22 protein-coding genes are annotated in these 26,089 nt (G+C 45.8%); 7 read left to right on the plus strand and 15 right to left on the minus strand.

Annotated features, from left to right (window positions below; translation table 11 throughout):
• Positions 1-7: 7 nt before the first annotated feature.
• Entirely contained in the window at positions 8-1,366 is a 1,359-nt protein-coding gene (locus tag HRU80_02855; protein QOJ27863.1) for a hypothetical protein, read from the minus strand.
• 215 nt (positions 1,367-1,581) lie between these two features.
• Positions 1,582-3,681: an RICIN domain-containing protein gene (locus HRU80_02860; GenBank protein QOJ27864.1), complete on the minus strand. Its 2,100-nt coding sequence runs from the start codon at positions 3,679-3,681 to the stop codon at positions 1,582-1,584.
• 711 nt (positions 3,682-4,392) lie between these two features.
• Between HRU80_02860 and HRU80_02865 the strand changes: the two genes are divergently transcribed.
• On the plus strand, positions 4,393-5,400 hold the full coding sequence (locus HRU80_02865; GenBank protein ID QOJ27865.1) for a cytochrome C: 1,008 nt from the start codon (positions 4,393-4,395) through the stop codon (positions 5,398-5,400).
• 228 nt (positions 5,401-5,628) lie between these two features.
• Positions 5,629-8,250 carry a glucosidase gene (locus tag HRU80_02870; GenBank protein QOJ27866.1) on the plus strand — a complete coding sequence of 874 codons (2,622 nt, stop codon included), beginning with the start codon at positions 5,629-5,631 and terminating at the stop codon, positions 8,248-8,250.
• A 5-nt stretch (positions 8,251-8,255) separates the two neighbouring features.
• On the opposite strand, the gene msrA is transcribed toward HRU80_02870, so the two are convergent.
• The 12 genes from msrA to HRU80_02930 all read right to left on the minus strand — a co-directional run bounded on the left by msrA (position 8,256) and on the right by HRU80_02930 (position 19,651).
• Positions 8,256-8,906 carry a peptide-methionine (S)-S-oxide reductase MsrA gene (msrA, locus tag HRU80_02875; protein ID QOJ27867.1) on the minus strand — a complete coding sequence of 217 codons (651 nt, stop codon included), beginning with the start codon at positions 8,904-8,906 and terminating at the stop codon, positions 8,256-8,258.
• Positions 8,907-9,231: 325 nt separating this feature from the next.
• On the minus strand, positions 9,232-9,672 hold the full coding sequence (gene tnpA / locus HRU80_02880) for an IS200/IS605 family transposase (protein ID QOJ27868.1): 441 nt from the start codon (positions 9,670-9,672) through the stop codon (positions 9,232-9,234).
• A gap of 4 nt (positions 9,673-9,676) precedes the next feature.
• Positions 9,677-10,255, minus strand: coding sequence for a GNAT family N-acetyltransferase (locus tag HRU80_02885; protein QOJ27869.1), 579 nt, complete (start codon positions 10,253-10,255; stop codon positions 9,677-9,679).
• A 194-nt stretch (positions 10,256-10,449) separates the two neighbouring features.
• A complete protein-coding gene (locus HRU80_02890; GenBank protein QOJ27870.1) occupies positions 10,450-11,598 on the minus strand; it encodes a lamin tail domain-containing protein in 1,149 nt (382 codons plus the stop codon).
• 32 nt (positions 11,599-11,630) lie between these two features.
• Positions 11,631-12,410, minus strand: a complete 780-nt coding sequence (locus HRU80_02895) for an SdiA-regulated domain-containing protein (GenBank protein ID QOJ27871.1) — start codon at positions 12,408-12,410, stop codon at positions 11,631-11,633.
• Between the two features lie 51 nt (positions 12,411-12,461).
• Positions 12,462-13,385 (minus strand): lamin tail domain-containing protein, encoded by a 924-nt coding sequence (locus tag HRU80_02900; protein QOJ27872.1) that lies wholly within the window; start codon positions 13,383-13,385, stop codon positions 12,462-12,464.
• A gap of 18 nt (positions 13,386-13,403) precedes the next feature.
• Positions 13,404-14,702, minus strand: coding sequence for a hypothetical protein (locus HRU80_02905; protein ID QOJ27873.1), 1,299 nt, complete (start codon positions 14,700-14,702; stop codon positions 13,404-13,406).
• 17 nt (positions 14,703-14,719) lie between these two features.
• Complete coding sequence (locus tag HRU80_02910) at positions 14,720-16,267, minus strand: inorganic phosphate transporter (GenBank protein ID QOJ27874.1); 1,548 nt, start codon at positions 16,265-16,267, stop codon at positions 14,720-14,722.
• A 2-nt stretch (positions 16,268-16,269) separates the two neighbouring features.
• Positions 16,270-16,914 (minus strand): DUF47 family protein, encoded by a 645-nt coding sequence (locus HRU80_02915; GenBank protein QOJ27875.1) that lies wholly within the window; start codon positions 16,912-16,914, stop codon positions 16,270-16,272.
• A 32-nt stretch (positions 16,915-16,946) separates the two neighbouring features.
• Complete coding sequence (locus HRU80_02920) at positions 16,947-18,545, minus strand: DASS family sodium-coupled anion symporter (protein QOJ27876.1); 1,599 nt, start codon at positions 18,543-18,545, stop codon at positions 16,947-16,949.
• A gap of 44 nt (positions 18,546-18,589) precedes the next feature.
• Positions 18,590-19,057, minus strand: a complete 468-nt coding sequence (locus HRU80_02925) for a CYTH domain-containing protein (GenBank protein ID QOJ27877.1) — start codon at positions 19,055-19,057, stop codon at positions 18,590-18,592.
• Positions 19,058-19,066: 9 nt separating this feature from the next.
• A complete protein-coding gene (locus HRU80_02930; GenBank protein QOJ27878.1) occupies positions 19,067-19,651 on the minus strand; it encodes a hypothetical protein in 585 nt (194 codons plus the stop codon).
• Between the two features lie 263 nt (positions 19,652-19,914).
• Here HRU80_02930 and HRU80_02935 point away from each other — a divergent pair, with 263 nt between their 5' ends.
• From HRU80_02935 to HRU80_02945, 3 genes are read left to right on the plus strand one after another with little or no spacing between them, the layout of a single operon-like run.
• Entirely contained in the window at positions 19,915-20,850 is a 936-nt protein-coding gene (locus tag HRU80_02935; protein QOJ27879.1) for a phosphate/phosphite/phosphonate ABC transporter substrate-binding protein, read from the plus strand.
• Positions 20,851-20,856: 6 nt separating this feature from the next.
• On the plus strand, positions 20,857-22,344 hold the full coding sequence (locus HRU80_02940) for a hypothetical protein (protein ID QOJ27880.1): 1,488 nt from the start codon (positions 20,857-20,859) through the stop codon (positions 22,342-22,344).
• Entirely contained in the window at positions 22,325-23,662 is a 1,338-nt protein-coding gene (locus HRU80_02945) for a sigma-54-dependent Fis family transcriptional regulator (GenBank protein QOJ27881.1), read from the plus strand. Before HRU80_02940 ends, HRU80_02945 begins: the two co-directional genes overlap by 20 nt.
• Positions 23,663-24,567: 905 nt before the next feature.
• Here the strand turns inward: HRU80_02945 and HRU80_02950 are convergent.
• A complete protein-coding gene (locus HRU80_02950) occupies positions 24,568-25,197 on the minus strand; it encodes a LexA family transcriptional regulator (GenBank protein ID QOJ27882.1) in 630 nt (209 codons plus the stop codon).
• A gap of 105 nt (positions 25,198-25,302) precedes the next feature.
• Between HRU80_02950 and HRU80_02955 the strand changes: the two genes are divergently transcribed.
• Positions 25,303-25,797, plus strand: coding sequence for a lytic transglycosylase domain-containing protein (locus tag HRU80_02955; GenBank protein QOJ27883.1), 495 nt, complete (start codon positions 25,303-25,305; stop codon positions 25,795-25,797).
• Positions 25,787-26,050 carry a hypothetical protein gene (locus HRU80_02960; GenBank protein ID QOJ27884.1) on the plus strand — a complete coding sequence of 88 codons (264 nt, stop codon included), beginning with the start codon at positions 25,787-25,789 and terminating at the stop codon, positions 26,048-26,050. Before HRU80_02955 ends, HRU80_02960 begins: the two co-directional genes overlap by 11 nt.
• Positions 26,051-26,089 lie beyond the last annotated feature (39 nt).

Consider the following 26,089-nt stretch of genomic DNA (forward strand, 5'->3'; position numbering starts at 1 on the left):
TTTGGTGTTATGGTAAAACCTGAATCTGTGTTGCGTGTTTGTTGACCATCACGATTTCCGCTTCATCGGGGACTCCGAGAAAATCAGCTACCGGCCTCACTAATTTCTGATAATTCAGCACTGCTGTAACCTTCAGCGTTCCGGGAGGTATATTATCAGGCAGATTAAATGTAAGAGTCTCAAGCTTGGTTTCTCTCGGGCCGAAACGGTAATCTACGCCGAGCGATGCTGTGTTCCACTGCTGAATGGTCATGCGTCCCTGCGGATCAAAATAGGCCATGCGGAAAATACGGTCGCCAACCGGAATACCGTCCCGCTGCAATCCCCTGAAGTTTGGATCATTAAGCGCGATACCCATATCCTGGTATGCAAGCACATCCGCTCCGATGGTATATTCCTCGCCGGGGAATCCTTTTTTGTCAACCTTCAGGTGATATATATTGCCGTTCGCGTCAACGGCTTCTACATGCATCCAGACGATGCGGTCTTCAACAGAGCCGCTGGGGAACTTGTGTCCGGTTTTCTGATTAAAAAGCGCTACCGTGAATTTTACTTTATCACCCGGTTCAGCTTCATTGATATCAGGGTGGATGCGCAGTTCGATGGTACCGGCTATTTTTCCGTTATCATGCGCGCCGTGGAACAGATGCTGGCGAACATCGGGATAGGTCTTGCCCATTGAAGCGGATTTCCCCTCAGCATAAGTCATGTGGCACTGCTGACAGGTAACTCCCTGCTTTGCATACGGGCCTTCCTTCCATTCAAGATGAGTGGATTTAACCCATACACCGTATGGACTTTTCTCATTGTGGCAGGTGCCGCAGAACTCACCTGTTGCAAGGAAGTCAGATTTCACGGTCTGATGTTCGGGTGAGTTGGTGCCGCCGCGAGGGCCGTATTTTATTTTTCCGGGGGAAGAGATAAAGTTAAAATTATAGGGAGTATCTCCTTCATATCCGGTAACCGTATGGCAGACATCGCAAGAGACACCTTCGTTGGCACGGCTGTTGAATTCCGGTTTGGGAGGGGGCACATCACCTGCCAGGAAAGAAACAGGTGCGTGGCAGCCGTTGCAGCCGGCTTTCACACCGGCAACCTTTGCATCTTTTTCTGCATGAGGAACAGCCAGTTTGAAATACTCAACCTCATCCCAGTCATGCGTGTAGGACTGGGACATCATGGACTGTTTCCACTGCTGGTAGATATCAGTGTGGCAGGAGGTGCCGCAAAACTGGGGAGTCTGATAATCCTCATATTTGCGTGTGCCGAGTGCCGCTTCTCCGGCGGTCTGCGGTAGTATATATTGCGGTAAAGTGAATAAAATCAGGGTAAGAACGAAAAACGGAAGAGGTACAGGTGTTTTCATGAGAGTACAAAATTGTATTATGAATACACAAAAATACGACATGCATATTCAGGCACAAGAAGTTTAAGCTTAATTAAGATTAAGTATAAGTAATAATTCAAACTGACAATCTGACCAGAGTGCGCTTCAGAATATCTGAGCACCGGTAAACAAACCGATATCCAATAATATAACAAAAACCCCGCCGGAGCGGGGTTTTAAAGATCAGAAAATTATCAGTTGGCCATTTGAACCGGTTTGTAAGCAATAAGAGAGGCAATCTTTGCGCTGTAATCATCAAGTGAAGCACTTTCACCTCTGATTTTTTTAGTAACTTCAACACTTTCAGTCAGAAGATTTTTGAATTCATCAGCGCCGGGTACTTCAGGCATTTTAATTTTAAGTTTTTTCAGTACCGGTTTAAGTGCATCTTCAACAAAGTCGCCCACATATTTTTCCGCTATTTTACCGACTTTGCCTCCCTCAAGCACATCTCTCACGCTGATATTAATTTTCACTTTTGCTATTTCTTTTTTGAAGCGTTTATCAAGCACTTTGTTAATCTCGTCGGCTATTTTATCAACCTGCTTGATGGACTTATCAAATCCCTTCACACCTTTTACAATTTTTTCGGCAGGGGCATCAATCTTGTTAATGAGTTTACAGTTCTTTTCTGTTTCAGAAAGACTTTTATTAAGCGCAGAGAATGAAAGAGTCAGCTCAGAAATTTTCTGACGCATTACCGCGAAATCATTCTTTGAATATGATATGCCGTCTTTTGAAAGACCTGAAATCTGCTGTTTTACTCCAACGAGATATTGTTTCAGATACCTGATCTGGGAATTAAGAAGAATGTTTTGCCTCATGGCGGTCTGCATGTTAGTCACGGAGGGCTCTATAACGTTATCTTTAATTGCTCCGAGTGCCGCATCAACTCTTTCCAGCTGCTTGCCGGAATAATCAAGTGATGTTGACATTACTTTTACAGCGGGGCCGATAAACGGGAGCCGTTCAAAAACAACTATTGCATCATTAATGTCATTCACTTTAGAATTGAGCGAACTGACCTTAATCGAAACATTTCGGGCATCACTGAGCGCGTTACCTGACTTAAGAAGATTCTTAACAACCGAAGCTGATTTGCCTTCAACACCGCCGATTTCACGGTACATATTATCTATCTCAGCAGCGAGTGATGCAGCATCCGGATCACTTCCGGGAGAAAGCACAACGGAAGAGATATCAGGATCGCCCCCTTTTTGTTGTTTGGGAAGATACGGCTGATTGGTATTTACATCAATCAGATACCATTCAGTCCATGCGCCGGACTCATCCACACCTGTTTGTATATTGCTGCTGTTGGCATCGGTCCGGTTTGCAAGGGAAATCACTTTTCCGTTTTGGGCGACAATTTTATATCGTCCGTTCCCCAGGTGTCTGAAAGAAAAGTTCTGACCCTCACTGTTGTTCATGTCAACAAGCGAGATATTTGTGCCGGCAGGGGAGGAGGGATTTCCTGCATCAACCAGCAGGGTATTGTTTTCAGCGAGAGCGATGCTGTAATATTGTATGTTTGAGTTTGACGGAATAATCTGATACTTCCGGTCATCATTAAAATCACTGAGCCAGTAAACCTGCAGATTATTGCCGTTCACAGCCTCCGCAACACCGGGAACGTCAAAGTAGCCGTTCAGATTTTTTCCGTAGCTGAGAGCTGACTGTATATATACGATTCCGGCATCCTCAATCTTGTCTCCTGTGCCGCCGGCGAGTTTGTTGATTTCAGCATCAAGGTTGAGCGGCTTTCCTGTTTCAACATTAATCAGCAGCCATTCGGTGAAGAGCCCTTCGTGGTCCTCCCACATCACCAGATCGCTGCCGTTGGAGGATTTTCTTCCGGCAAGAGTAATCAGTGATCCGTTCTGGTTATATATTTTAAATCTTCCGTTCCCCACATAGCGGAACGTAAAGTTCTGTTCAGGAAAGGAAGAAGGCTGGGCAAGAGCAAGTTTGGTGCCGTTTTTTGAAGAGTTCCCCTTAACGCAGATATTTCCGGCGACACCTGCTATATGGATGTTTACATATCCCGGGGTCTGCGAATTTTTTACTGCATAGCGCCGGTCCTTTTCATTTTTCTCGAGATTATATACCTGAATTTCAGCGCCGGTACGGATTTTATCTTCACCGCCGCTTATATCCCAGTATCCGCCCGGCTTTCCTTCATTCTGAGCGGACTGAATGAAGAATGCCGTTCCTTTTGGAATCAGATCGTTAATGCTCTGGGGGTAAAGAACAGAAAAAAAGATGAGAAGAAAAATTGAAATGCGTAGCAACATAGTATTGTTCCTGGATTATTATGAAATAAGAAAGGAGCCGGCTTGCAGAATAAGATATTTGCTGAATGTAAGGCCGGCAGTACTGATGCGGCTGAGATATGAGTAACAGCGGAACATTAAACCCTGATGCATCTGATTGCAGAACCGTGGCAATACCTGAGTGTGATGGTATTGCCGCTGATTGTCCGCCCGGATGAATCAACGCTCTCTTCCCGAAAGAATATGTAACGCAGTCTCTGTCATTTTTTATAGCCGTACGGCAAATTATAAAATTCCGCGGTAAGTTCAAATAATAAACCGCGGAAAAACTGGCTTTTAGAGTCTGACGATTTCAGCATTATATATATTGTTGAAAATATATATATGTTCTGTAAAAATATTCTACAGCTTCCGGGCAGTCTGCGTTGCCTGCTGTATGCGCAGAATACTGTATCGGGTGAAAAGCAGCCCTCGAAAACCGGAGCGGTTAGTTCCGGTATGAAGAGATTGTCTGCATTTCCGGCGTGCAAGCAGGGGAGGAATGAAATACCGCTTGTCACGCATTTTTTCCGGTCAACAGACCGATTGCTCTGATTCAGAAGAATTCTTGCCAGGTTCCTGAAAAACCCGTATGTTTTCCTCCGGATTTCATGGGTTTTCCATCTGTCTTCCTGAACAACTTCTTTCTTATTTCGTCTTTAAAAAACACTCATCAAATAAAAGGGCATAACCATGAAAGTACTAAAGATACTTGGTATCAGCGTTCTCGTTTTAGTTGTTCTTGCCGGAGCATTTTTGCTCTGGTTTAATTCCGCCTATCCAAAGGTCAGCGAGCCGGTTAAACTGAAAGTTCAGATGACTCCGGAGCAGATTGCACGGGGCAAATATCTTGCTAACCATGTAACCGTTTGTATGGACTGCCACTCATCGCGTGACTGGTCGAAGTATTCCGGTCCGATGGTCAAGGGTACTGAAGGCAAAGGTGGGGATATGTTTAATGAGCAGATCGGCGGAGTGCCGGGGACCATTTACGCGCCGAATATTACTCCCGCCGGCATAGGCAGCTATACTGACGGAGAACTGCTCAGAGCATTTACTCAGGGCGTTACCGCCTCACACCGCGCGCTTTTTCCGCTGATGCCTTATACCTCATATAGTAAACTTTCCATGAGCGATGCTGAAGCAATTATTGCGTATATACGCTCGCTTGAGCCGATTGAGAATGCTGTTCCGGTATCGGAACTGAACTTCCCGATGAACCTGATTGTAAAAACCATTCCGCTGGAAAAGTATAATCCGTCTCCGGAGCAGGATACCGCTGATATCGTGGCTTACGGAAAATATCTGACCACCATAGCTGCCTGCGGCGACTGCCACACTCCTGCAGATAAAGGAACACCGCTCCCCGGTATGGAATTTGCCGGCGGATTTACGTTCCAGATGCCGGGCGGATTGCTTGCATCAGCCAATATAACACCCGACAAAGAAACCGGAATCGGGAGCTGGACCAAAGAACAGTTTGTAGCCCGCTTCAAATCATTCTCAACCGACAGCGCCATGAATATTGCAGTCAATGGTATATATGACTTTAATACCGTGATGCCCTGGACAATGTACGGAGGCATGACCGAGCATGATCTCGGAGCCATTTATGAATACCTTGCAACCCTGAAACCGGTATCAAATAAGGTAACCCGGTGGGATAACAGCAAACAGCTCCCGGGCATGGTAATTAAATAAACGGAACTTATATACTCTTCTCAGCAGCCGGAGGACCCCCCTCCGGCTGTTTTATGTTCGGGGAATACTGCTGCTGCCGGCAGAGGGAAAATCACCTGTGAAATCAGCCGACTTGCCCCGGCATCATGGAAAAATCAAAAATTTGAGTATCTTGCAGAAGTGCAGGAAAGCTCCTGTATCGGTTCCTTCTCCCGGTTAACTTTTTCACAATAATAAGAGCGGCAGTTAATGAACGAAGAAAAAATCCGTCTGCTTCCGGAAAACAGAAAACAATGGCTATTATGGGGTCCTTATCTTTCTGACCGGCAATGGGGCACTGTCAGGGAAGATTACAGCCGGGGAGGTGATGCCTGGTCATATTGCACTCATGATCATGCCCGCAGCAAAGCCTACCGCTGGGGTGAAGAGGGTATCGGCGGCATCTCTGATGCAAAGCAGCGGTTATGTTTTTCCCTGGCGATGTGGAACGGTAAAGATCCTTTTATCAAAGAGAGATTCTTCGGGCTTGCCGGTCCGGAAGGGAATCATGGTGAGGATGTAAAGGAGATGTATTACTATCTGGATTCGCTCCCTTCGCACGCCTATATGAAAATGCTTTATAAATATCCGCAAAACAGATTTCCATACGAAGACCTTCTTGATACCAACCGCAGGCGCAACCGCTCCGAACGGGAATATGAGCTGATGGATACCGGCATATTCGATAATGATGAATATTTCGATGTATTCATCGAGTATGCAAAAGCCGGACCGGTTGACATTTGTATCCGCATAACTGCTGAAAACAGGGGAAAGCAGGATGCTCCACTGTATCTGATTCCGCAGCTCTGGTTCCGCAACCGCTGGTCATGGGGGCAGGATGAATACAAGCCTGAAATGCAGCTTCAGAATGACGGGGATATATATATACATCACCGCTCCATGGGAGAAAAACATCTGTATTATGAAGGTGAGGCGGTGCCCGCGTTTTGTGAGAATGAGACAAATATTAAGCGGCTGTACGGGGTGAAGAAGGATGGATTTTTTAAGGATGGCATAAATGATTATGTTATCTCAGGGAATAATGAGACGGTAAATCCGCAGCAGCGTGGGAGCAAAGCGGGGCTGATATATACAGTAACCGTGCCCGCGGGCGGAAAAAAAGAACTCCGGCTGCGGCTTACTTCAGGCACGGTAAAGAAGCCGTTTGCGCAGTTTAACGCGGTTTTTACCAAACGGATAAAAGAGGCAGACCAGTTTTACCGTGAACTGCAGACTCATACCTCAGGCAGGGATGCACGCAATATACAGCGGCAGGCATGGGGGGGGATGCTCTGGACAAAACAGTTTTATTATTATGATGTGTCCCAGTGGCTCCGGGGTGATCCGGGTCAGCCTCCTCCTCCCCCGGAGCGGAACTTCGGAAGAAACAATACCTGGTTTAATCTGAATAATGCCGATATAATTTCCATGCCCGATAAGTGGGAGTACCCGTGGTATGCCGCCTGGGACCTTGCATTTCACTGCATTCCTCTTGCAATGATAGATCCGCAGTTTGCAAAGGATCAGCTAAAGCTCCTTACGCGTGAATGGTATATGCATCCGAACGGACAGCTTCCGGCGTATGAGTGGAACTTCTCGGATGTTAATCCTCCTGTGCATGCATGGGCTGCCTGGCGTGTATATAAAATAGACCAGAAACTGAATGGCGGCAAGGGCGATACTGATTTTCTTGAAAGTATTCTCCATAAGATGCTGCTCAATTTTACCTGGTGGGTGAACCGGAAAGATGAAAACAACAGGAACGTATTTCAGGGGGGATTCCTTGGGCTGGATAACATCGGTGTTTTTGACCGCAGTTCGGATCTGCCGACAGGAGGACATCTTGAGCAGGCGGACGGCACCAGCTGGATGGCAATGTTCTCCCTTAATCTGCTCAGAATCTCGCTTGAGCTTGCAGGCAAAAATCCTGTTTATGAAGACATTGCCTCAAAATTTCTTGAGCACTTTTTATATATAGCAGGAGCAATGACCAATATAGCCGGAGAAGGAATCAGTCTTTGGGATGATGACGATGCGTTCTTTTATGATGTACTGCACATGCCGGGGGACCGCGTGATGCCGCTCAAGGTCCGTTCCATGGTTGGACTGATACCGCTCTTCGCTGTTGAAGTAATTGAACCGGAGATTATCAGTCATGCACCGGGGTTCGCAAGCCGCATGGAGTGGTTTCTTAATTACCGGAAAGATCTGGCGGGATTAGTGAGCAGATGGACTGTTGAGGGGAAAGGGGAAAGACGGCTTTTCTCGCTGCTGAGAGGACACCGTCTTAAGAAACTGCTGGTGAGGATGCTTGATGAAACGGAATTTCTCTCTGATTACGGCGTGCGTGCACTCTCAAAACATCACGAGAAGCATCCGTATATACTCCACGCCGGAGGAGGCTCATTTTCGGTGAAATATATACCGGCCGAATCGGATACGGGGCTTTTCGGCGGAAACTCTAACTGGCGGGGACCCATCTGGTTTCCGGTGAATTTTCTTATTATTGAATCGCTGCAGAGGTTTCATCACTATTTTGGCGATGAATTTAAAATAGAATATCCGGCGGGCTCCGGTACGTTTATTACTATCGAGCAGGCGGCAAGTGAGCTTTCAGAACGGCTCGCGCGTATCTTTCTCCGCGATAAAAACGGAAGAAGGGCAGTATTTGGAGATAACCGGAAACTGCAGGAGGATCCTCATTTCCGGGATTATATACTCTTTTATGAATATTTCAACGGGGATACCGGCGAGGGGCTTGGCGCTTCACATCAGACCGGATGGACCGGCCTGATAGCGAAGCTGCTGACTCTTCACCGAGATCACTGAGGAGGTTATTTCAGTTTGTCCTTAAAGACTTTTCTGAACTTCTCCAGTTTCGGGGTAATCACAAAAGCACAGTAGGGCTGCATACCGTTCTGGCTGTAATAATCCTGATGATAGTTTTCAGCAGGATAAAACTTTGTGAGAGGCTCAATTTCGGTGACGATGGGGTTCGTCCAGATTTTTGCTTCGTCCAGTTTCTTTTTATACCCTTCAGCCAGCTGTTTTTGCTCATCATTGTGATAATATATAACTGAGCGGTATTGGGTGCCAACGTCGTTCCCCTGACGGTTGAGTGTGGTGGGATCGTGAGTTTTCCAGAAAATTTCAAGCAGCTGATCATAGCTGATAACCGCGGGATCATAATGAATCTGGCATACTTCGGCATGGCCGGTGGTACCATCGCAGACCTCGTTGTAAGTCGGGTTTTCTTTATGGCCGCCCGCATATCCGGATATAACGGAATGAACGCCTTTTACTTCTTCGAATACCGCTTCCACACACCAGAAGCATCCGCCTCCGAATGTAGCTGTTTGTAATGAATCTGACACTGCATCTCCTTGTGTTGATATATTGTTTTTCTTTGCCTCATTTGAGCATGAGCTCAAAAGAAAGAGAAGGATGATAAAAAATAAATTATTAACGATTTGTTTGTTGAACATAATATATGTAACAGGTAATTTCGGTAAATTTGATCAGTTTTGCTCAATAGCTCCCGGCTTAAGCCGGGAGCTATTGAATGTAAATAATTTAATTGATTTTATCCGGTTGCATTTATTAGGTGCCCGGTAAAACCCGTGAAATACATTTGATCGGACAAGCTCCCGGTTAAAACCGGGAGACAAGCTCCCGGTTAAAACCGGGAGCTATTGAATGCAAATAATTCAATAGCCACCAGCTTTAGCTGGTGGATCTGTAATGTTAAAATTAAAATCAATCAACCCCAAATGCCACAAATAAAAAATTCCAATCATGATTTGGAATAAATCATAGATTTTCGGATCCTTGAAATCCGTGATATTTTATGAATCTGTCATATTCCGCGTCAAAGGTCTCGCGGGTATGATGGATTTCCTGATTCTGTATATATTTGCGGACCCGGTCAAGATGGTCCTGTGCTACCGATGCGGCAAAATATTCCTCCTGCCAGCGGAAATGACCTTTTACCAGTTTTTGCTCGTTAATCCATCTGGATGATTCTCCTTTAATCAACCGTACAATCTCTGATATATTTTGTGTCGGTTTAAGCGATACCAGACAGTGGCAATGTTCCGAGTAGCCGTTGACGTGATCAAGGTGAATCTCTTTAGCCCGGGCATTGCAGAGAATGTGATTCCATACCGCGGTGCGTAATTCAGGCGTATCGAGAAATTTTTCCCTGAATTTTGTGCTCCAGACTATGTGAATATATACTGAAATTAACGACATTAGTTCACACCTTTGCCCGGTAAATAGGCCGTGCCTCAGAAAACCGTGCTGCTTCCTTATAACCCGCCCTGAGATATGCGCTGCTCAGGCCGGTCCAGACAAAAGCGCCGGGGAGTTTTCCTTTTGGCTCATAGGGGTAGCCCTCAACAATATTGCCGCCCCGTTCCTTTACAAATTTCTTTACGGCTTTTAGTAATTGGACGCTTAACCCCTTTTCTCGGCAGTCTTTTCTGATAAAGAGACAGCTTACTGACCAGACCGGTTTGTCATCAACCGGTTTCAGAACTCTGCTCCGGCTGAGGTAATCATAGTCCAGCCGCGGGGCAGCGGCAATCCAGCCGACCGGCTCATCGTTGTAATATGCCAGGAGACCGGGCTCTTTACCCGAGCGCACTAAGCGTCTCATCCGGTTGCGATTAGTGCTCCCTTTCCCTTCATTAAACTCCTTTTTACCAATCAGCCAGTTCATGCACCAGCATCCTCCGCATGCGCCGTTGCTGCCGAAGAGGGTTTCAAAATCCTCAAGCGTTTCGGGGGTCAGCGGCTTAAATATGAGATTTCGTGCTGTTAGTCGTATAATCATAAAACATCTGCCTTTTCAGGATTGTTCCTCTTTGGTTTGAAGTGTAAGCAAAAAATAAGGAAAAAGGGGGAAAGAAAACAGAGCGGGTTCAGTAACCGGTGGCGGGTGCCGCAATACCCACGCCGGAGGAAGAGGTATATATAAAGAAGGGAGGCGGGTACAATCCGCCTCCCTGTATCAAGAGAGGAAAGAACTTATTTTAGGAGATTCAGTTTCCTGGTTTCGGTATAATTCTCTGATGTGAGCTGATAAAAATAAACACCGCTTGAAAGTCCGGCGGCATTAAAGGTAACCTGATGTGCTCCTGCATTCATGGTTTCACTGATAAGGGTACTTACTTCCACGCCAAGGATGTTATAAATCTTCAGGGTGACAAAGCCGGCTGATTTCAGCGTGAATCTGATGGTTGTTGAGGGATTAAACGGGTTTGGATAGTTCTGGCTTAGTGAATAGTTATCAACAACGGTTTCATCTTCAATGCTGGTAATGATATTAGCAGAGCCTCTGGTAATGGTATTCAGGAGCTGCCAGAAAGGGGAACCGTCGGGATATCTGCCATATGACTGTGTTTCGGTCATAGCGGTGAAAGCAACTGAATCAAGAAGCAGTCCTGTTGCGTCTTCAATCCAGACTTTTTCTCCGCCGCTGGAAAGTCCGAATCCGCTTGCAGTGGTGTCATCAGTTACGATTACCAGGAATCCGTTCGCGGGAATAATGCTTCCGGCAGGGAATTCCTTCTTTGGCTTTGTTCCGGTCATGCCGCCGTTGTCATAAATTTTGAATCCGGTGATATCAACCGGAGCTGCTGATGAGTTATATATTTCAATCCAGTCAGGAGCTTCGGTAGTTCCGCGGGAATAAATTTCATTCATCTTAAACAGAACATTTGATGTGCCTCTGGTGATGGTATTCAGCAGTTTAAAGTTAGCAGAACCATCAGGATATCTGCCGTACGTTTGAGTAACATCCATTGCAGAGAAAGTAACCGTATCAATCACGGTACCGGTTGCGTTTTCGAGCCAGACTTTCTCACCGCCGCTTGAGAGTCCGAATCCGCTTGCCGCAGTATCGTCAGTTACAATTACCAGGAATCCGTTTGCGGGAATGATGCTTCCTGCAGGGAATTCCTTTTTTGGTTTGGTTCCGGCCTGTCCGCCGCTGTCATAAATCTTAAAGCCGGTAATATCAATCTGAGTCTGACCGGGGTTATATATTTCAATCCAGTCGGGGGCTTCTGTTGTTCCCCGTGAATAAATTTCATTCATCACGGCAGTCTGTGAAAAGCCCGTCTGAATCATAAGCACTGCTGCAAAGAGTGCTGAACGGAGTAGTGAATGTTTCATTGTTGTTATCCTTAATAAGGTACGTTTTATAGTTAATTAACTGGTTTGGAAAAAAGGTACATCCTGTTTTCCTGATCATTTACGATATAAATTTTATCCCCCGCAATGGCTATACCCTCCCCTTTCGAAAATGGAATATTCCATGATGCGATGAGTTCACCAGTGAGTGTAAGTTTCAGAACTTTTCTTGATTCATCACTGACTATCCAGAGAGCGCCAGTGGTTTCGTCATAACAAATACCGGAAATATCAGAAGTAAAACTAAGCGGTTTCCGCCACAACTCGGTGGTATCATTATAACAAAACAGCATAACAGGGTCTTTTTCGTTAATAATGTATAAATGGCCGGTTGCGGTATTAACCGTAATGCCTTCGAGTCCGCTGTTGCCAGGGGAACCGGCGTTGATGGTAAAACTTCTGAGAAGGGAACCGCTGCGGGTAATTGCGGAGACTCTTCTTATCCGCTCTTCTGCAAAATAAAGAGTATCTCCCGTGACGGAAAGTGCTACCCCTTCCATATCGGTGCCGTTTGCCGGGATGGTGCCGTATGTGCTGCCGGTAAGGGAAATTTCATAAATATCCGGCTGACTGTCTGAAACGGTGAGAAGAGTATTGGTGTGTTTGTTATATACCAGCCCTGATGGTTCAGATACGGTGAGTGAGTAGAACGTTTCCGGTTTCATTTCAGAGGAAACCGGAGGAGCAGGTGCCGCGGTTGTGGGCTCTTTGCGTCCGCAGTTCCAGGCTGTGAGAATGAAAAGAATAATGACAATAATTGTCAGGATATACAGTTTCGCGATGCGTTTTTTCATAGTAAATAAACAGGGAACCAGACTTTGCCCGGTTCCCGTAAAGTATATAGATCAGGGCTGATTAGCTGCACCCTTAGTTATGGTATTTGAAATCACCCAGTTTGCGCTTCCGTCAGGAATCCGGCAATAGGATGTAGTTGCAACCGGCATTGCGGGAACAACCTGATGGTCAATTACCGTACCGCTGGCATTTTCGAACCAGACCTCATCTCCGCCGCTGCCGATGCCAAATCCCGCAGCTTCCTGAACATCAACGATAATAACATAGAAACCGTTTGCCGGAACGGAGGCTCCAGCCGGGAATTCCAGCTTTGGCTTTGTGCCGGCATTGCCGCCGCCATCATAGATCTTATAACCTGAGAGATCTATGCTTACCGGATTGGGATTATAGATTTCGATAAAGTCGAAATTCGGATCAGCGCCTCGTGAGAAGATTTCATTCATTACTACCGGCTGAAGGGTGACATTTCCTGTACCATTGGTTACACCTTTGGTTGAAGGGAAAATAACTTCCCAGTTGGCAGTTCCGTCACTTCTTCTGCCCCATGATGAATCAACACCCAGTGCGGGGAATGTTACTGTGTCAATAACGGTGCCGGATGCCTTTTCGAGCCATACTTTTTCACCGCTGCTTGAAAGGCCAAAGCCCGCTGATGTTGTATCATCCACAACAATTACCAGAAAACCGTTTGCTGCAATGGATGTTCCGGCAGGAAGAGTCATTTTAGGTTTTGCGCCGGTCTCTCCGCCGCTGTCATATATCTTGTAACCGGAAACATCAACCGATGCGGTACCGGTGTTATAGAGTTCAATCCAGTCAGGTGCCGCAGTTGTTCCGCGGGAATACACTTCGTTGATCTTAATGGTCTCTACCACAGGAACCGGCGGCACAACCGGCAGTGAAGGTTCATCCCTTGAGCAGGCAGTAAATACCAGCGGAAGAATGATGATAAAAGCTGATAAAAGGTTTTTCATTATTTATTTCTCCTGTTATTATAATGATGCCTGGAAGCGGATCTGAATAAAGGCATGGTCATCATCACCTTTCAGGTTGCCCTTACGGGTTGCGTATTCATCCAGGTTTACATAGGAATAATTGAACTGAATTTTAATGTTTGGATTGGGCATAAAATTGATTCCAAACATATACTGATTTGCCATACCGCCCTTTACGCCGGCTTCGCTGTCATTAAGGTTTGTATGAGTGTAACGTGCTGCAATTTCGAGCGCGCCCCATGAGTTTTTGGGTTTTTCAACCGGACCAACTTCTCCCTCATCCACATAGTAATAGCGGGTTTCACCGGTAAGAAGATAAGCTGCGGTGATATATCCTCCGCCGAGAGTAACCTGCGGTTTGCCGAAAAATCTTTCAATTGATGTACCCATCACTTCAGTCTGAAGATAGAGAGGACCGTTGATATACATCAGTTCGGTACCGCCGCGGAGATAATAATTTACATCAGCAATGTCACCGGTATGGAGGAATTTTGGATTGAATACATAAGATTCGGTTCTTGAGCTGAGTTCAATGGTATTGGCACGAAGTTCTGAAGTTGCATCGGGTATCTTATATGAACCGGCGAGACCGAAGTGGAAATTTTTGCCAAACTCGTTCACCGGAGCGATGGAAGCTCTGATGTTTGTTGAGTAACCTTCGTCTCTCTGACCTTTGTCAATACGGGTTCCGGGTTCATGTCCCATGATTGCGCCGGTTATCTGATACCAGTCTGACCAGGTGCGGACTGAAGCGCCGACTCTTCTGCCCATAGGCAGTGCACTTGAAATAGATGATCTTTCAAGAAAGGTAAGCAGACGTGAGCTGTTTAATCTTTCCATACCGAAAGGCTCTTTGAAGTGACCGACCATAAAGGACAGGTTTTTATTCGGGACATTGTATTTTATCCACATATCACGGAGTTCGTTTTGTTCGTCAACATCCGTGTCTTCTCTCATATCAATATCAAACTCTGCTTCCCAGTCCCTATAGAGGGTTGCTTTAAGAGCGAATGTTAATCTTCTGAAGTGGAAACCATTGCTCATGCCGTTCTTGGTCTCTGATACAAAATCAGGAGCGAAATACATAGCTCCGTCAAACTGAATACGTGAATCAATCCACCAGCGGAAGTTACCGTCGGCTGATTCAAACACTAATTTTCCGTTTTTTACATCAACTGACATGGGAACTTTCTGGTCACCGCCCGGCACTTTAGCATCCTGTGCTAAAACAGCCGGCGCTGCAAACAGAAATACCGCAAGCTGAACAATTGCGTATATATGGGTAAGTTTTCTCATTATGGCACCTTTATTTGTTATGGTTGAGTTTTATCTGGAAATAGTTTGTTTCTTTGGATGTTCCTGTTTTTGCCGGGTGTTTCCCGGAGATCCGTTTCGGCACGAAACAGGTTCTCAATAAAAAGCAGTTTCTCTTTTACAATTTTGTTATGCAGGAGGTCGCCGTTTTCTTTCCATTCGGGAAGCAGGCTGCTGATAACAGCTTCAAAATCAATGCGGTGACTGAAGGCCCTGCCATGCAGCGGTTTTAAGAGGTCTATTTCCGCCTGAGTAAAGAGATCAGTATTCATCTTTTCATTAATCAGCAGTGAGTCTACTTTAAAGCTATCAACTATTGCATAGGTAAAGATTGCATAGAGCTGCTGATTATTAAACTCATAGCGGCTCAGTAGTTCATTACGGAATACCTTTTTATTGGTAAAGCGTTTTCCTTTCAGATCTTTAATCAGTTTAGTATTAATATTTTCCGATTCAAGTTTTTGAATGACTGATGTGGTTATCTGATACGGCACTGGATGAATTACTTTTTGTTCAAAGACATTCTGTACAAAGAACAGCATAATGAACGCGAGAACACCTGCAGTAACAGGGGCAATAATCCACCCCAGACTTATTTTTCCGAATACTTTGAAGTTTATGGACTGCGGATCCTTTGCAAGCCCGACACCAATGACCGCACCAACAAATGACTGCATTGCTGAAAGCGGAACAAGCGGAATTGCAGGAAGTCCGATTGATAGCAGAACGCTTTCCAGGGTTTGTGAAGTAAAGAGGAAAAGCACAATTGACTCAGCCAAAACCACAGCGAATCCGGTTATGGGGGAAATCTTATAGAGATCATTTCCAACCGTGTTCATAACCTTATGGCCATAAGTGATAATACCAAGAGCAATAGAGAGTCCGCCGATAAAGAAAAGCTGCTCTATTCCACTGATGACAAAATTTTCAGTTAATGGTATATCGTTAAACGGCGTAGCCGAAGCGAACATACCCATAACATTTGCTATATTATTTGCCCCCATTGAGTATGATGCAAGGGCTCCTACTAAAATCAGACCGATCCTGGTATAATTATCAAGCTCAAGCATATGAATCTTCCACTTCAGTACCGTATTCTTGATAAGCTTAAATATCAGAAAACCGATAGCAGCGGAGATAAGCGGGCTTGCTATCCAGCTGCTGAAGATTTTTGTAAGGGATTCCAAATCGGTTGGTGATCCGGTAAATATATTCCATCCGATGATTGCACCAACCACAGCTTGAGAAGTGGAGACGGGTAGTTCTGCTTTTGTCATCCAGGTAATTGCAATAGCAACCGAGAGCGCCACAGTAAAGCTGCCAGCTATCGCATTGATGCCGCCAAGATTGGTGAGCGTTGAAGTAGTTCCCGCACCGCTGATTACAGCACCGAGCAGCGTAAAGATTCCCCCGATAATGGCGGCAACCTTAAAGCGCACCATTTTGGAAGATACTGCCGTACCGAAGAGTCCCACAGCGTGATTGGCGCCAAGAGACCATCCGAGAAAGAGGCCGCTGCTGATGAAAAACCAGACCGATATATCCAATGTTATTCGAACCTTTTAACGATTGCTATTGAAAGGCGGTCGCAGACATCCTCAGACTGCTCCGCGATTCTTTCAACATGGAAGGTGAAATAACGGATATGGATCTTGCGGCTGAGCTCAAGATCAGACCTGAATACCATGCGCTTGATCCTCTCAGCGATTTTGTTTGTCTCCTTTTTATAAAACTGCACTTTGGTGACATAGTCACGCACAGCATCGATGTTTTTAAAGTATGCCCTGATGCCGCTTACGGTATTCTCCAGGCAGGAAATTGAATTGTCTGATATATAGAGGAAATCCTGTTTCAGTTCAGGCAGGATTTCCGGAATCTCAACTGAGAACTCAAGCAGTGTTTCAGTGGTGATATTCAGCACCTTATCGCAGCTTTCAAGAAGCCCGAGCACATCGCCGCGCGCTTCAGGTATGAGTGTGCGGGTGTAGAGCTTAATTTCGATATTACGGCGCAGGTCATCCGCGCGGTCTTCCATTTTTCTCAGGTCGCGCAGATGATGTTCAAACTCTTCAATCTGTCCGTCCATATAGCATTTAATCCCCAGCTTAAAAATAAGCCCGCCCTTGATCACCAGATCAAGGTATTCATCCATTTCGGATTCAAGCTTTTTTGTTTTCTTAAAAAATAATGACATTCAGTCCTCGTAAATCAGAAAAATAGATACAGTCAGAATAAACCGAAAACACCGTTAGGCGTAATGCCGAGATACCGGAACCAGGTTTCACCGAGAATAATATTCAGCACCCACGCGCAGGTCATCAGCGTGATGCCCAGCTTAAAGGTATCACCGAGCGAATACTGATTTGTCTCGTAGAGCAGTGCCGCCGGTTTTGAATTAAACGGGAGCACATACACATGTTCAATCATAAAGGCAACCGGAAGCGCAAGGCTGATTACCGGGAAACCAAATTTGTTAGCAACACCAATTGCAATCGGAATAAAAATCATGGCGCGCATGGTCTTTGACTGAAACAGAAGAGCGCTATATATCATTACACCGGTCAGGAAAAGATAAAGAACCCAGAAATGCGCTTCGTTACTGATGCCCAGTGAATCAAAGACGGCGGTGACCACATGAAGGGGAAGATCGGTTGTATCTAGTCCCGCGCCGAGTGTATATGCACCGGCCGAGAAGAGCATCAGGTGCCAGGGAATATCAACATCATTCCACTTGACTATGCCAAACCGCGGCAGCAGCGCGATGATTGCGCCAAAGAACGCAACGGCGGTTGGGCTTATTCCATGCAGCTTATCAGTTGTCCACAGGGCAAGAATTGCAATAAAGATAATTGCGGCACGGATTTCAAGCAGGGTGATTTTGCCGAGTTTCTGGTACTCTTCCCTGAGGCGCTCCATACCCCCTTCAATCTGCGGGAGACGTTCTTCAGGCGTGAGCGGAAAGAAAACTTTCATGGCGAGTATATATCCAGTCAGCATGAGGATAATCATGGTAGGAAGCATGGCAAACATCCAGTCGGCAAAAAAGATATTGCCGCCGATTGCACCGCCGATAATGCCGGCAGCCAGAAGATTAGCCCCGGACCCGGTGACAAATGCACCCGCGCCAAGATTGATATTAAGAAGATTCTGCAGGACAATACTACGCCCGAAGTTATTTTTATTCTCTCCTCCGGTTGCACCATAGATAGCGGCGATAACCATAAAGATCGGGAGCAGAATAGCTGCTTTTGCCGTTGTAGCTGAAATAAACGCTGAGAGAATGAGATTGATTATAAGAAACGTTAGAAATATTGTGCTGGCATTTTTACCGAAACGGATAATAAGCCAGAGAGCAAAGCGCTTTGCAAGGCCGGTTACGACCAGCATGCTTGCGAGCACGAAGGACATGATATTAAGCCACATCACCGGATGCCCGAGCTGTGCATACGCTGTTTTTTCTGTGAGCACTCCGGTCAGCACCAGAGATATAATGAGCATGAGCGAAGTGAGATAATTCGGTATCGCCTGAGTCATCCAGAGAATGATACCTGCGGCAAAGATGCCAAGCATATATTCATTGTTTCTGGTGAAGGCCTCAGGACCGATTTTTTCAAAAGCTTTTTTTGCCGCATCAGAGACCAGATGATCAGGCTGAATGGCATAGAGGAAATCAAATTTGATGACAAAGCTGAAAAGAATAAAAGCAGCAAGCGCCAGAAAAGGGCCGCTTGCCGCAAGTATTCCTTCAAACCTGGATTTTTCCCGCTTGGGAAGTTTCTCGATACGGTAGTGGTGCATATCGAGCGGATCAAAGCTGGTTTTCATGGGTTCAGGTTTCGTTGATCGTTATATATGTATATAATGTAAAGTTACCACCTGGTGAAGGGGTTTTTCATGAGCATGGAGTTATAGTACTTTGTATCACCGGTAACTTCATCGCCAAGCCAGTCAGGTTTCTGGAATGACTCGTCCTCTGAGCTGAGTTCAATTTCAGCAAGGGTGAGTCCCTGATTTTCACCATAGAACTCATCAACCTCAAAAGTGTGATTTCCTGATTTTACGAGGTAACGGGTTTTGTCAATTACGCCCGGTTCGCAGATCTTAAGCAGCTCTTCAACCTCTGAGGCGGGAATTTCTTTTTCCCACTCAAAGCGGGTTGCGCCTGATGCACTGCCGATTCCTTTAATGGTGATATATCCTTTATCACCTTTTATTCTTACTCTCACGGTTCGTTCAGGAACCGAGGAAAGGTAACCCTGCACGATGCGGGTTTCTTTGCTGGCGAACTTTTTGAACTCACCCTTTACCAGAAACTTCCGTTCTATTTCATTTGCCATGGTAATGCCTCACTTCATTCCGACCAGGTTTTTAAGCCCGCGCAGATAGTTGATATTCGGGAACTTATCAAGTTCAAGTTCTCTGACAGTTTTTATGACCAGTGCAGGGTCCTCCATTTCAACAGCAGCAGTTTTAATCACTTTGCCGTCAACGGTAACTTCTGCAATTTCCACGATAGTGTTATTGATGGTAAAGCCGGTTCTTTTCTTATGAACGTTAACGGCTTTGAGGAGTGTTGAAGGTTTAATCACTTCATCCAGATACTGCTGGAAGGTGTATTCAACCCTGGCAAAATTCGGGAGGGCTACACGGAAGCACTTGAAAACTTTTTTGATTTCAGAGACCGGGAGAGGAAATTGGCCTTTCATGATCGGGAGCCAGAGCTCAAGACGGTCCTCGTTTACCTGCTGAAGAGTTTTGATATCCATTAGTCCGTCACGAACTTTGGTATTATCCATACTGACTTCCGAGAGAATGTAAACCTCATCGCTCTCGCGGGTTTTGCCCTCAGGATGCCTGCGGATGTTTTCTTCGGCTTTGCCGAGATCGTTTGAAAAAGTGCGCCATTCCCAGCGGGGTATGATTTCGCTCATGAGTGAACTTCCTTCTATGTTAGTGTAAGATGAAATTGAATTACTGCCCTGGTTATCCAATTTCCATACCAGTAAAAGCCGGTTAAAAAATGCCCAAATCCTTTGAAATCAGGGGAAATACTGCTATCGTTACTGAGAAAAATGACGAAATTTAGTCACCCCCTCCTGAAACTCCCGGTTTTCAGGAGAAAAATCTGCCCGAGACACCTGTTTAAGGGCCTCCGGGATTGGTATAAAATTTTATTATGGAATGAGACGGCAATATGTCCGGTGATAAAAAAGTAATGCAAAAAAAGAAACTGATATACTCATTTCTCTTCCTGCTGGCAGGGGGGACTGCCCTGACGGTATTTTTCTACGGATACTTTCTGGATATTTCAGGGGTATATACACCCGCACGGGCAGAGTATGAGCAGGTTTCAGCCCGGCCGGAGAAACCGGTTGTTTATATTGGTGTAATCTCCCGGTATCCCCCGAATATCATTTACCGGGGTTATCAGCCGATGCTGGAGTATCTTACCGCCAATACCCCGTATCACTTTGAACTGAAGCTGAGCACGGATTACAACGAAGCAGTGCAGATGCTGGTTAAAGGGGAAACTGCCGCCGCGTTTCTCGGTTCTTATGTATATATAAAAGCGAGAGAAAAGTACCGGGTTATTCCCATTCTTAAACCGCTGAATGAGAATTATCAGCCCTACTCACGATCGGTGCTGATCACCCATAAATCATCCGGGCTTAAGGAACTGAAAGATCTTAAAGGAAAGCGGCTTGCGCTCCCCTCACAGGAATCGTTTTCAGGCAACTGGCTGATCTCTTATGAACTGGGCAGGCAGGGTATAAAAGTATCCGATATCGCTGAAATTCAGCATTTTCCTCACCATCAGAGCGTTATCTATCAGGTTGCAAGCCGTTATTTTGATGCCGGTGTAACCAGGGAGTTCCTGGTGAACAGTCTGCAGAACAGGGATTCAATCAGGATTATTCTCTATTCAGAAAAGATACCCACCTCTCCCCTTGTTGCCGCGGTGGGGTATGATCAGAATATTATAAACGCGATCTCTGCCGCGCTGCTGATGCTGAACCGTTCTAATCAGAACCTTACTCAGATAACACGCAACTGGGACAGTGAATTTAAATACGGATTCGAAAAAGCAAATGATTCCGATTATGATTTTATCAGACTGATTGAGAGGTAACGAAATATGGTTGCTGTGAAATCGAGCCTGAAAACCAAAATCATCATGACCACGGGCGTGATGATTGTCGCTCTGATGCTGCTGATCTCCGTTGTGATGCTTGTTCAGTGGAGAAAGAATATTATTCATAAACACGCAGAGAATGTTTACGCGGTTACAAGAACTTTTTCAGTGACCATTGTTGATGCTCTGATCTTTGAGGAGAAGAGTGTCTTTCAGAAAGAAAATATTCTGCAGACCTATATTGATAATTTTATCAATTATCTTGGAAACGTAAAATACGTTACGGTGTATGATAAAAACGCAACCCCTATTGCCTGGCGGATTAACAATGGAGGGAGACTGAAAACCCCTTCCGGATATGCCGGAATTCAGGCGGATATATCATCCCAGTCAGAAAATAATATACTTATCAGCCAGAGCGCAGAACATGGCTGGGTGATTACATGCACAGCGCCGATGAACATGGCGGGAAATAACTGGGGTTATCTACAGGTGGGCTTTGACGCGGAACCAATCCGGCAGGAGATTGCTTCTCTTTTTCTGATGCTGGTGAGTGCCACGGTAATCATCACCTCAGGGGTTCTTCTTCTATTATATCTGCTGATAAACAGACTGACCGGTTCGCTGGGGCGGCTGGTTCATGAAATTGACAAGATTGATCTGGTGCCGCAGCAGGATATATCGCTGCCGGAAAAGGATGATGAAATAGGATTTTTGTATCATCATTTTGGGCTGCTGCAAAAACGCCTTGATACATCGCGCAGGGAGCTTGAGTCAGCGCAGAAGCAGATTTATCAGGCGGAAAAACTTGCTTCCATCGGGCGCCTTGCCTCGGGGGTGGCGCATCAGGTGAATAATCCCCTTAACGGCATAAAATCATGCCTGTACGCGATAAAGAAAGACCCCGCTAATATATACCAGACAAAAGAGTACCTTGATCTGATCAGCGAAGGCATTGATAATATTGAAACCGTGGTGAAAAAGCTGCTTGGATTTGCACGGCAGCAGTCTAAATCGCAGACCAGCATTGACGTTAATGAGTCAATTCAGAAAGTGGTTCAGCTAACGGAATACCGCCTCAGGGAAAACCAGATCCGGGTTACAACCGGACTGCAGTCCGATCTCCCCCGCGTGATGATTGATTACCATCTCTTCCAGGAGGTCATTATGAATCTGCTGCTTAACAGTTTTGATGCTCTCCAGCGGAATGGGGAGATATCTATATATACCCGCACCGGAACCAGGGGGGATGTTATTATTGAGATCAGCGATACCGGCTCCGGAATGGATGCTGAAACCATGAAAAAGATTTTTGACCCGTTTTTTACCACAAAGGATATCGGCATCGGAACCGGGCTCGGACTTTCGGTATGTCTTGGTATCATAGAATCACACAATGGAAAAATTGAGGTGAAGAGCACTCCCGGCGAAGGGACCAGATTCACCATATCACTGCCAATTGCAAAAGAACATGAAACTGTTAATAATTGAAGATGAAAAAATAACGCGCATTACCCTTGCCAACACGCTGCGCGGTGAGGGGTTTGAGGTCTTTACCGCCGAAGACGGTGAAGAGGGACTGGATATATTCAGAAAAGAACTTCCCGATATCGTGATCACCGATCTGCGGCTGCCTAAAACCGGAGGACTTGAAATTCTTGAAGAAATTATCAGAACAAAGCCGGACTGCAAAGTGGTTTTGATTACCGCTTACGCGACGGTTGAAACAGCAGTTAAAGCACTGAAAATGGGGGCGTATGATTATCTGACAAAGCCTTTCTCGCCTGAGGAACTGCTTTCAATCCTGAGGAATATACGGCAGCTTCATTTTGTCATTAAAGAAAACAGAGAGCTGAGGCAGAGGATAAAGCAGCTTGAAAACAGAACCCTGATTGGAAACTCAGCCCCGGTAAAGAAGCTGCGTGATGTTATTAATCATATTGCAAATAATGATGCATCAGTCCTGATAGAAGGGGAAAGCGGAACCGGTAAGGAGCTTGTCGCGCGGATGATACATCTCTCCGGAAACCGTGGCAAGGAAAAGTTTGTCGCGGTAAGCTGCTCCAGCATTCCTGAAACGCTGCTTGAAAGTGAGCTTTTCGGACATGAGAAAGGTGCTTTCACCGGCGCCGCGAAACGGCATATCGGCTATTTTGAAAGTGCCGATAAAGGAACACTCTTTATTGATGATGTGGATGATATACCGCTCCAGCTTCAGGTTAAACTGCTGCGTGTATTGCAAGAGCATACCGTCATCCGTGTTGGCGGCACTGAACCTGTTCCGTTTGATGTAAGAGTGATTGCCGCCTCAAAAACCGACCTGCGCGCAAAAGCCGACCTGAAAGAGTTCAGGGAAGATCTCTATTACCGGCTTAATATCGTGACCCTTAAAGTTCCGCCCCTAAGGCAGAGGAAGGAAGATATACCGGAGCTTATTGAACATTTTTTTCGCAAGTATGACGCAGCAGATAAATTAGCGGTAATAAATGATCAGCTGCTTTCATCACTGCTTGCGCATGAGTGGCCGGGGAATGTGCGGGAGCTGGAGAATATCTGCCAGAGAATCATCGTTCTTTCCAATCTTGGCAGTATTGATCCGGCGCTGCTTGATTTCAGCAGTCCGCACGCGCTTCCGAAACCGAATATATCATTTAACGGCGATTTTCCTTCACTTGAGGAATATATGGAGATGACGGAGAAGGAAGTAATAGAGCAGGCACTCAGGCAGAGCGGTAATAACATAACCCGCGCGGCAAGACTGCTGCAGATTCCGCGCACCACTCTTAACAGCAAGCTGAAACAGTTGTAGTAAAAAGGTGAGATAATCAGCCGCGGAATTTGAGCGGAGGCAATCAACTGTGGTGATAACTCGCGAGTTGTTCTATTGTATGGTAAGATTTTACAAGGCATACATTAGGACGGGTCACGACCCGTCCCTACGAAATTCAAAATTCTAGCGTAGGGATAACTCGTGAGTTATCCTGTTGTGTATATAATTTTCCAACCCCGGCATGCATTAGGACAGGTCACGACCTGTCCCTACGAAATTCAAAATTCTAGCGTAGGGATAACTCGTGAGTTATCCTGTTGTGTATATATTTTCCCAATCTGCATGCATTAGGACAGGTCGCGACCTGTCCCTACGAATTTGTGTTTCAACTGTAGGGACAACTCGAGAGTTGTCCTATCCTCATTAATGGTTTTCCAACCCGGCATTCATTAGGACAGGTCACGACCTGTCCCTACGAAATTTGTTTCATCTGCAGGGATAACTCGAGAGTTGTCCTATCCCCGTTTATGGTTTTCTAACCCGACATGCGTTAGGACAGGTCACGATCCGTCCCTAAAAAATTCAAAATTCTTGCGTAGGGACAACTCGTGAGTTATCCTATTGTGTATATATTATCCCAATCTGCATGCATTAAAACGGATCACGACCTGTTCCTACGAAATTTGTTTCATCTGCAGAGATAATTCGTGAGTTGTCCTATCCCCGTTAATGGTTTTCCAACCCCGGCATATGTTAGGACAGGTCACGACCCGTCCCTGTGAAATTCAAAATTCTTGCGTAGGGACAAATCGAGAGTTGTCCTGTTGTGTATATATTTTCCTAAACCCGGCATGCATTAGGACAGGTCACGACCTGTCCCTACGAAATATTATATATGATTTGCGGAAAACAATTCATAATTCATACTTCATATTTCATAATTCTTATCGTTCTTTTTTGATCAGCACTACTTTATACATTCTTACTTCCCTTTTATTAAAAACCATCGGGGCTACGATGGGGTTGAATGAGAGAAGGGCTACTTTGTGAGGATCATTAACAGGAAGACTGCAGAGTTTAATTGCGCCCCGGGTGTTATCCCACCGTGCGGCTACGATATCATTATTGGCGACCGGTGCTGTTGAACTTACCAGAAGCATATCCCCCGGCTGAATGAACGGCATCATACTGTAGCCGTTTTCCTCATCCACCTTAAGAAAAAAATGATCTTCCGGTTTGAAGTTCAGCACTTCAGACTGCATCCACTCGCTCATGTCGTATATATCACCCCTTCCGGCGGGAACGGCTGCCTCAACGCGGTACTGAGGATATCCCGGATGAGTTTCGTTATGCTCATTTTCACCGGATCCGAAGAGAAGCCAGTCTATACTGCATCCCATATTTTTAAGCCGCTCGGTAAATGTTGCTCCGGGGAGGCTCTGTCCGTTCAGGTAACTGTTGCGGATGGAATCAGCGGTGGTGCCCAGCGCTTCAGCCGCTTCATTCATGGTAGGATAGCGGTTCAGAAGAAATCTCTTCAGACGCGCTCCCACAGCTTTTTTATCAATTTTCATCTTTTTATGCATTTCCGGCTTGACATGACAGAAAAAATCTAATAAGTTAATATAAGTAAATTACTTAGAATTATCAATTATTAACGAAGTAGAAATGGAGGATAGATGAACCGGGAGAACCGTTATGATTCACTTTTCAGATATTACGGGGAGTTAAACGGAGTTGACTGGCTGCTGTTGAAGGCACAGGTCAGGGCAGAGAGCGGATTCAACCCGGACGCGGTCAGTCCGGCCGGGGCGGTTGGTTTAAGCCAGTTTATGAAAAATACCTGGAAAGAATGGGGGGACGGCAAGCCGGGGGTGAATCCGGTTCCGCCTGATGTCAGTTACGATCCCCGTGATCCGGAGGATGCAATCAGAGCGCAGGCGGCCTATATGTCCTGGCTGAAGCGTCAGTTCGGGGGAGATATCCGGCTTTCGCTTGCGGCTTATAACTGCGGCATCGGCCGGGTAATGAAACTTGCTGCCGACAAAACCTACCGCTCCATTCAGCTCAAACTGCCAAGGGAGACCAAGGATTACATAGCACGTGTATCGGCTTTTTATGAGGAATATATACAGGAACAGACTAAAAGAAGGGAGAGCACGCATGCAGTATGACTGGCTCAGAGAAGTTGACATAAAACATCTTACCGGAGATATGAGGGAGGTGGCGGAGATAACAGGAATGGAAAAATTCATTCTTCTCTTTCATGCATTCAATAAATCCGAACTCTACTTTTCAGAGAATCAGCTTGAAAACGCCGCGGCTGCCTACGTGAAGCGCCATCCCGATACCGATCACAAGGTCCTTGCCAGAAAGCTGGGGATAAGCGTCCGCAAGGTAAAGAAGCTGCTAAACGGGGAAAGGTAAGTTGTACGTATTTTTGCGGTATCACATTAACAAATAAAG

This window comes from Ignavibacteriales bacterium, assembly GCA_015709675.1.
In the GTDB taxonomy this organism is placed as follows: domain Bacteria; phylum Bacteroidota; class Ignavibacteria; order Ignavibacteriales; family Ignavibacteriaceae; genus H2-BAC3.

What these genes read in the sequence shown, in the direction of transcription:
- HRU80_02895 (QOJ27871.1), bottom strand. Translation starts at nt 12,410, where the DNA reads ATGAAAAAACGCATCGCGAAACTGTATATCCTGACAATTATTGTCATT.
- HRU80_02890 (QOJ27870.1), bottom strand. Translation starts at nt 11,598, where the DNA reads ATGAAACATTCACTACTCCGTTCAGCACTCTTTGCAGCAGTGCTTATG.
- HRU80_02940 (QOJ27880.1), top strand. Translation starts at nt 20,857, where the DNA reads ATGGTTGCTGTGAAATCGAGCCTGAAAACCAAAATCATCATGACCACG.
- HRU80_02960 (QOJ27884.1), top strand. Translation starts at nt 25,787, where the DNA reads ATGCAGTATGACTGGCTCAGAGAAGTTGACATAAAACATCTTACCGGA.
- HRU80_02920 (QOJ27876.1), bottom strand. Translation starts at nt 18,545, where the DNA reads ATGAAAACCAGCTTTGATCCGCTCGATATGCACCACTACCGTATCGAG.
- HRU80_02870 (QOJ27866.1), top strand. Translation starts at nt 5,629, where the DNA reads ATGAACGAAGAAAAAATCCGTCTGCTTCCGGAAAACAGAAAACAATGG.
- HRU80_02935 (QOJ27879.1), top strand. Translation starts at nt 19,915, where the DNA reads ATGTCCGGTGATAAAAAAGTAATGCAAAAAAAGAAACTGATATACTCA.
- msrA (QOJ27867.1), bottom strand. Translation starts at nt 8,906, where the DNA reads ATGTTCAACAAACAAATCGTTAATAATTTATTTTTTATCATCCTTCTC.
- HRU80_02885 (QOJ27869.1), bottom strand. Translation starts at nt 10,255, where the DNA reads ATGATTATACGACTAACAGCACGAAATCTCATATTTAAGCCGCTGACC.
- HRU80_02930 (QOJ27878.1), bottom strand. Translation starts at nt 19,651, where the DNA reads ATGAGCGAAATCATACCCCGCTGGGAATGGCGCACTTTTTCAAACGAT.
- HRU80_02955 (QOJ27883.1), top strand. Translation starts at nt 25,303, where the DNA reads ATGAACCGGGAGAACCGTTATGATTCACTTTTCAGATATTACGGGGAG.
- HRU80_02950 (QOJ27882.1), bottom strand. Translation starts at nt 25,197, where the DNA reads ATGAAAATTGATAAAAAAGCTGTGGGAGCGCGTCTGAAGAGATTTCTT.
- HRU80_02915 (QOJ27875.1), bottom strand. Translation starts at nt 16,914, where the DNA reads ATGTCATTATTTTTTAAGAAAACAAAAAAGCTTGAATCCGAAATGGAT.
- HRU80_02865 (QOJ27865.1), top strand. Translation starts at nt 4,393, where the DNA reads ATGAAAGTACTAAAGATACTTGGTATCAGCGTTCTCGTTTTAGTTGTT.
- HRU80_02900 (QOJ27872.1), bottom strand. Translation starts at nt 13,385, where the DNA reads ATGAAAAACCTTTTATCAGCTTTTATCATCATTCTTCCGCTGGTATTT.
- HRU80_02855 (QOJ27863.1), bottom strand. Translation starts at nt 1,366, where the DNA reads ATGAAAACACCTGTACCTCTTCCGTTTTTCGTTCTTACCCTGATTTTA.
- HRU80_02905 (QOJ27873.1), bottom strand. Translation starts at nt 14,702, where the DNA reads ATGAGAAAACTTACCCATATATACGCAATTGTTCAGCTTGCGGTATTT.
- tnpA (QOJ27868.1), bottom strand. Translation starts at nt 9,672, where the DNA reads ATGTCGTTAATTTCAGTATATATTCACATAGTCTGGAGCACAAAATTC.
- HRU80_02860 (QOJ27864.1), bottom strand. Translation starts at nt 3,681, where the DNA reads ATGTTGCTACGCATTTCAATTTTTCTTCTCATCTTTTTTTCTGTTCTT.
- HRU80_02925 (QOJ27877.1), bottom strand. Translation starts at nt 19,057, where the DNA reads ATGGCAAATGAAATAGAACGGAAGTTTCTGGTAAAGGGTGAGTTCAAA.
- HRU80_02945 (QOJ27881.1), top strand. Translation starts at nt 22,325, where the DNA reads ATGAAACTGTTAATAATTGAAGATGAAAAAATAACGCGCATTACCCTT.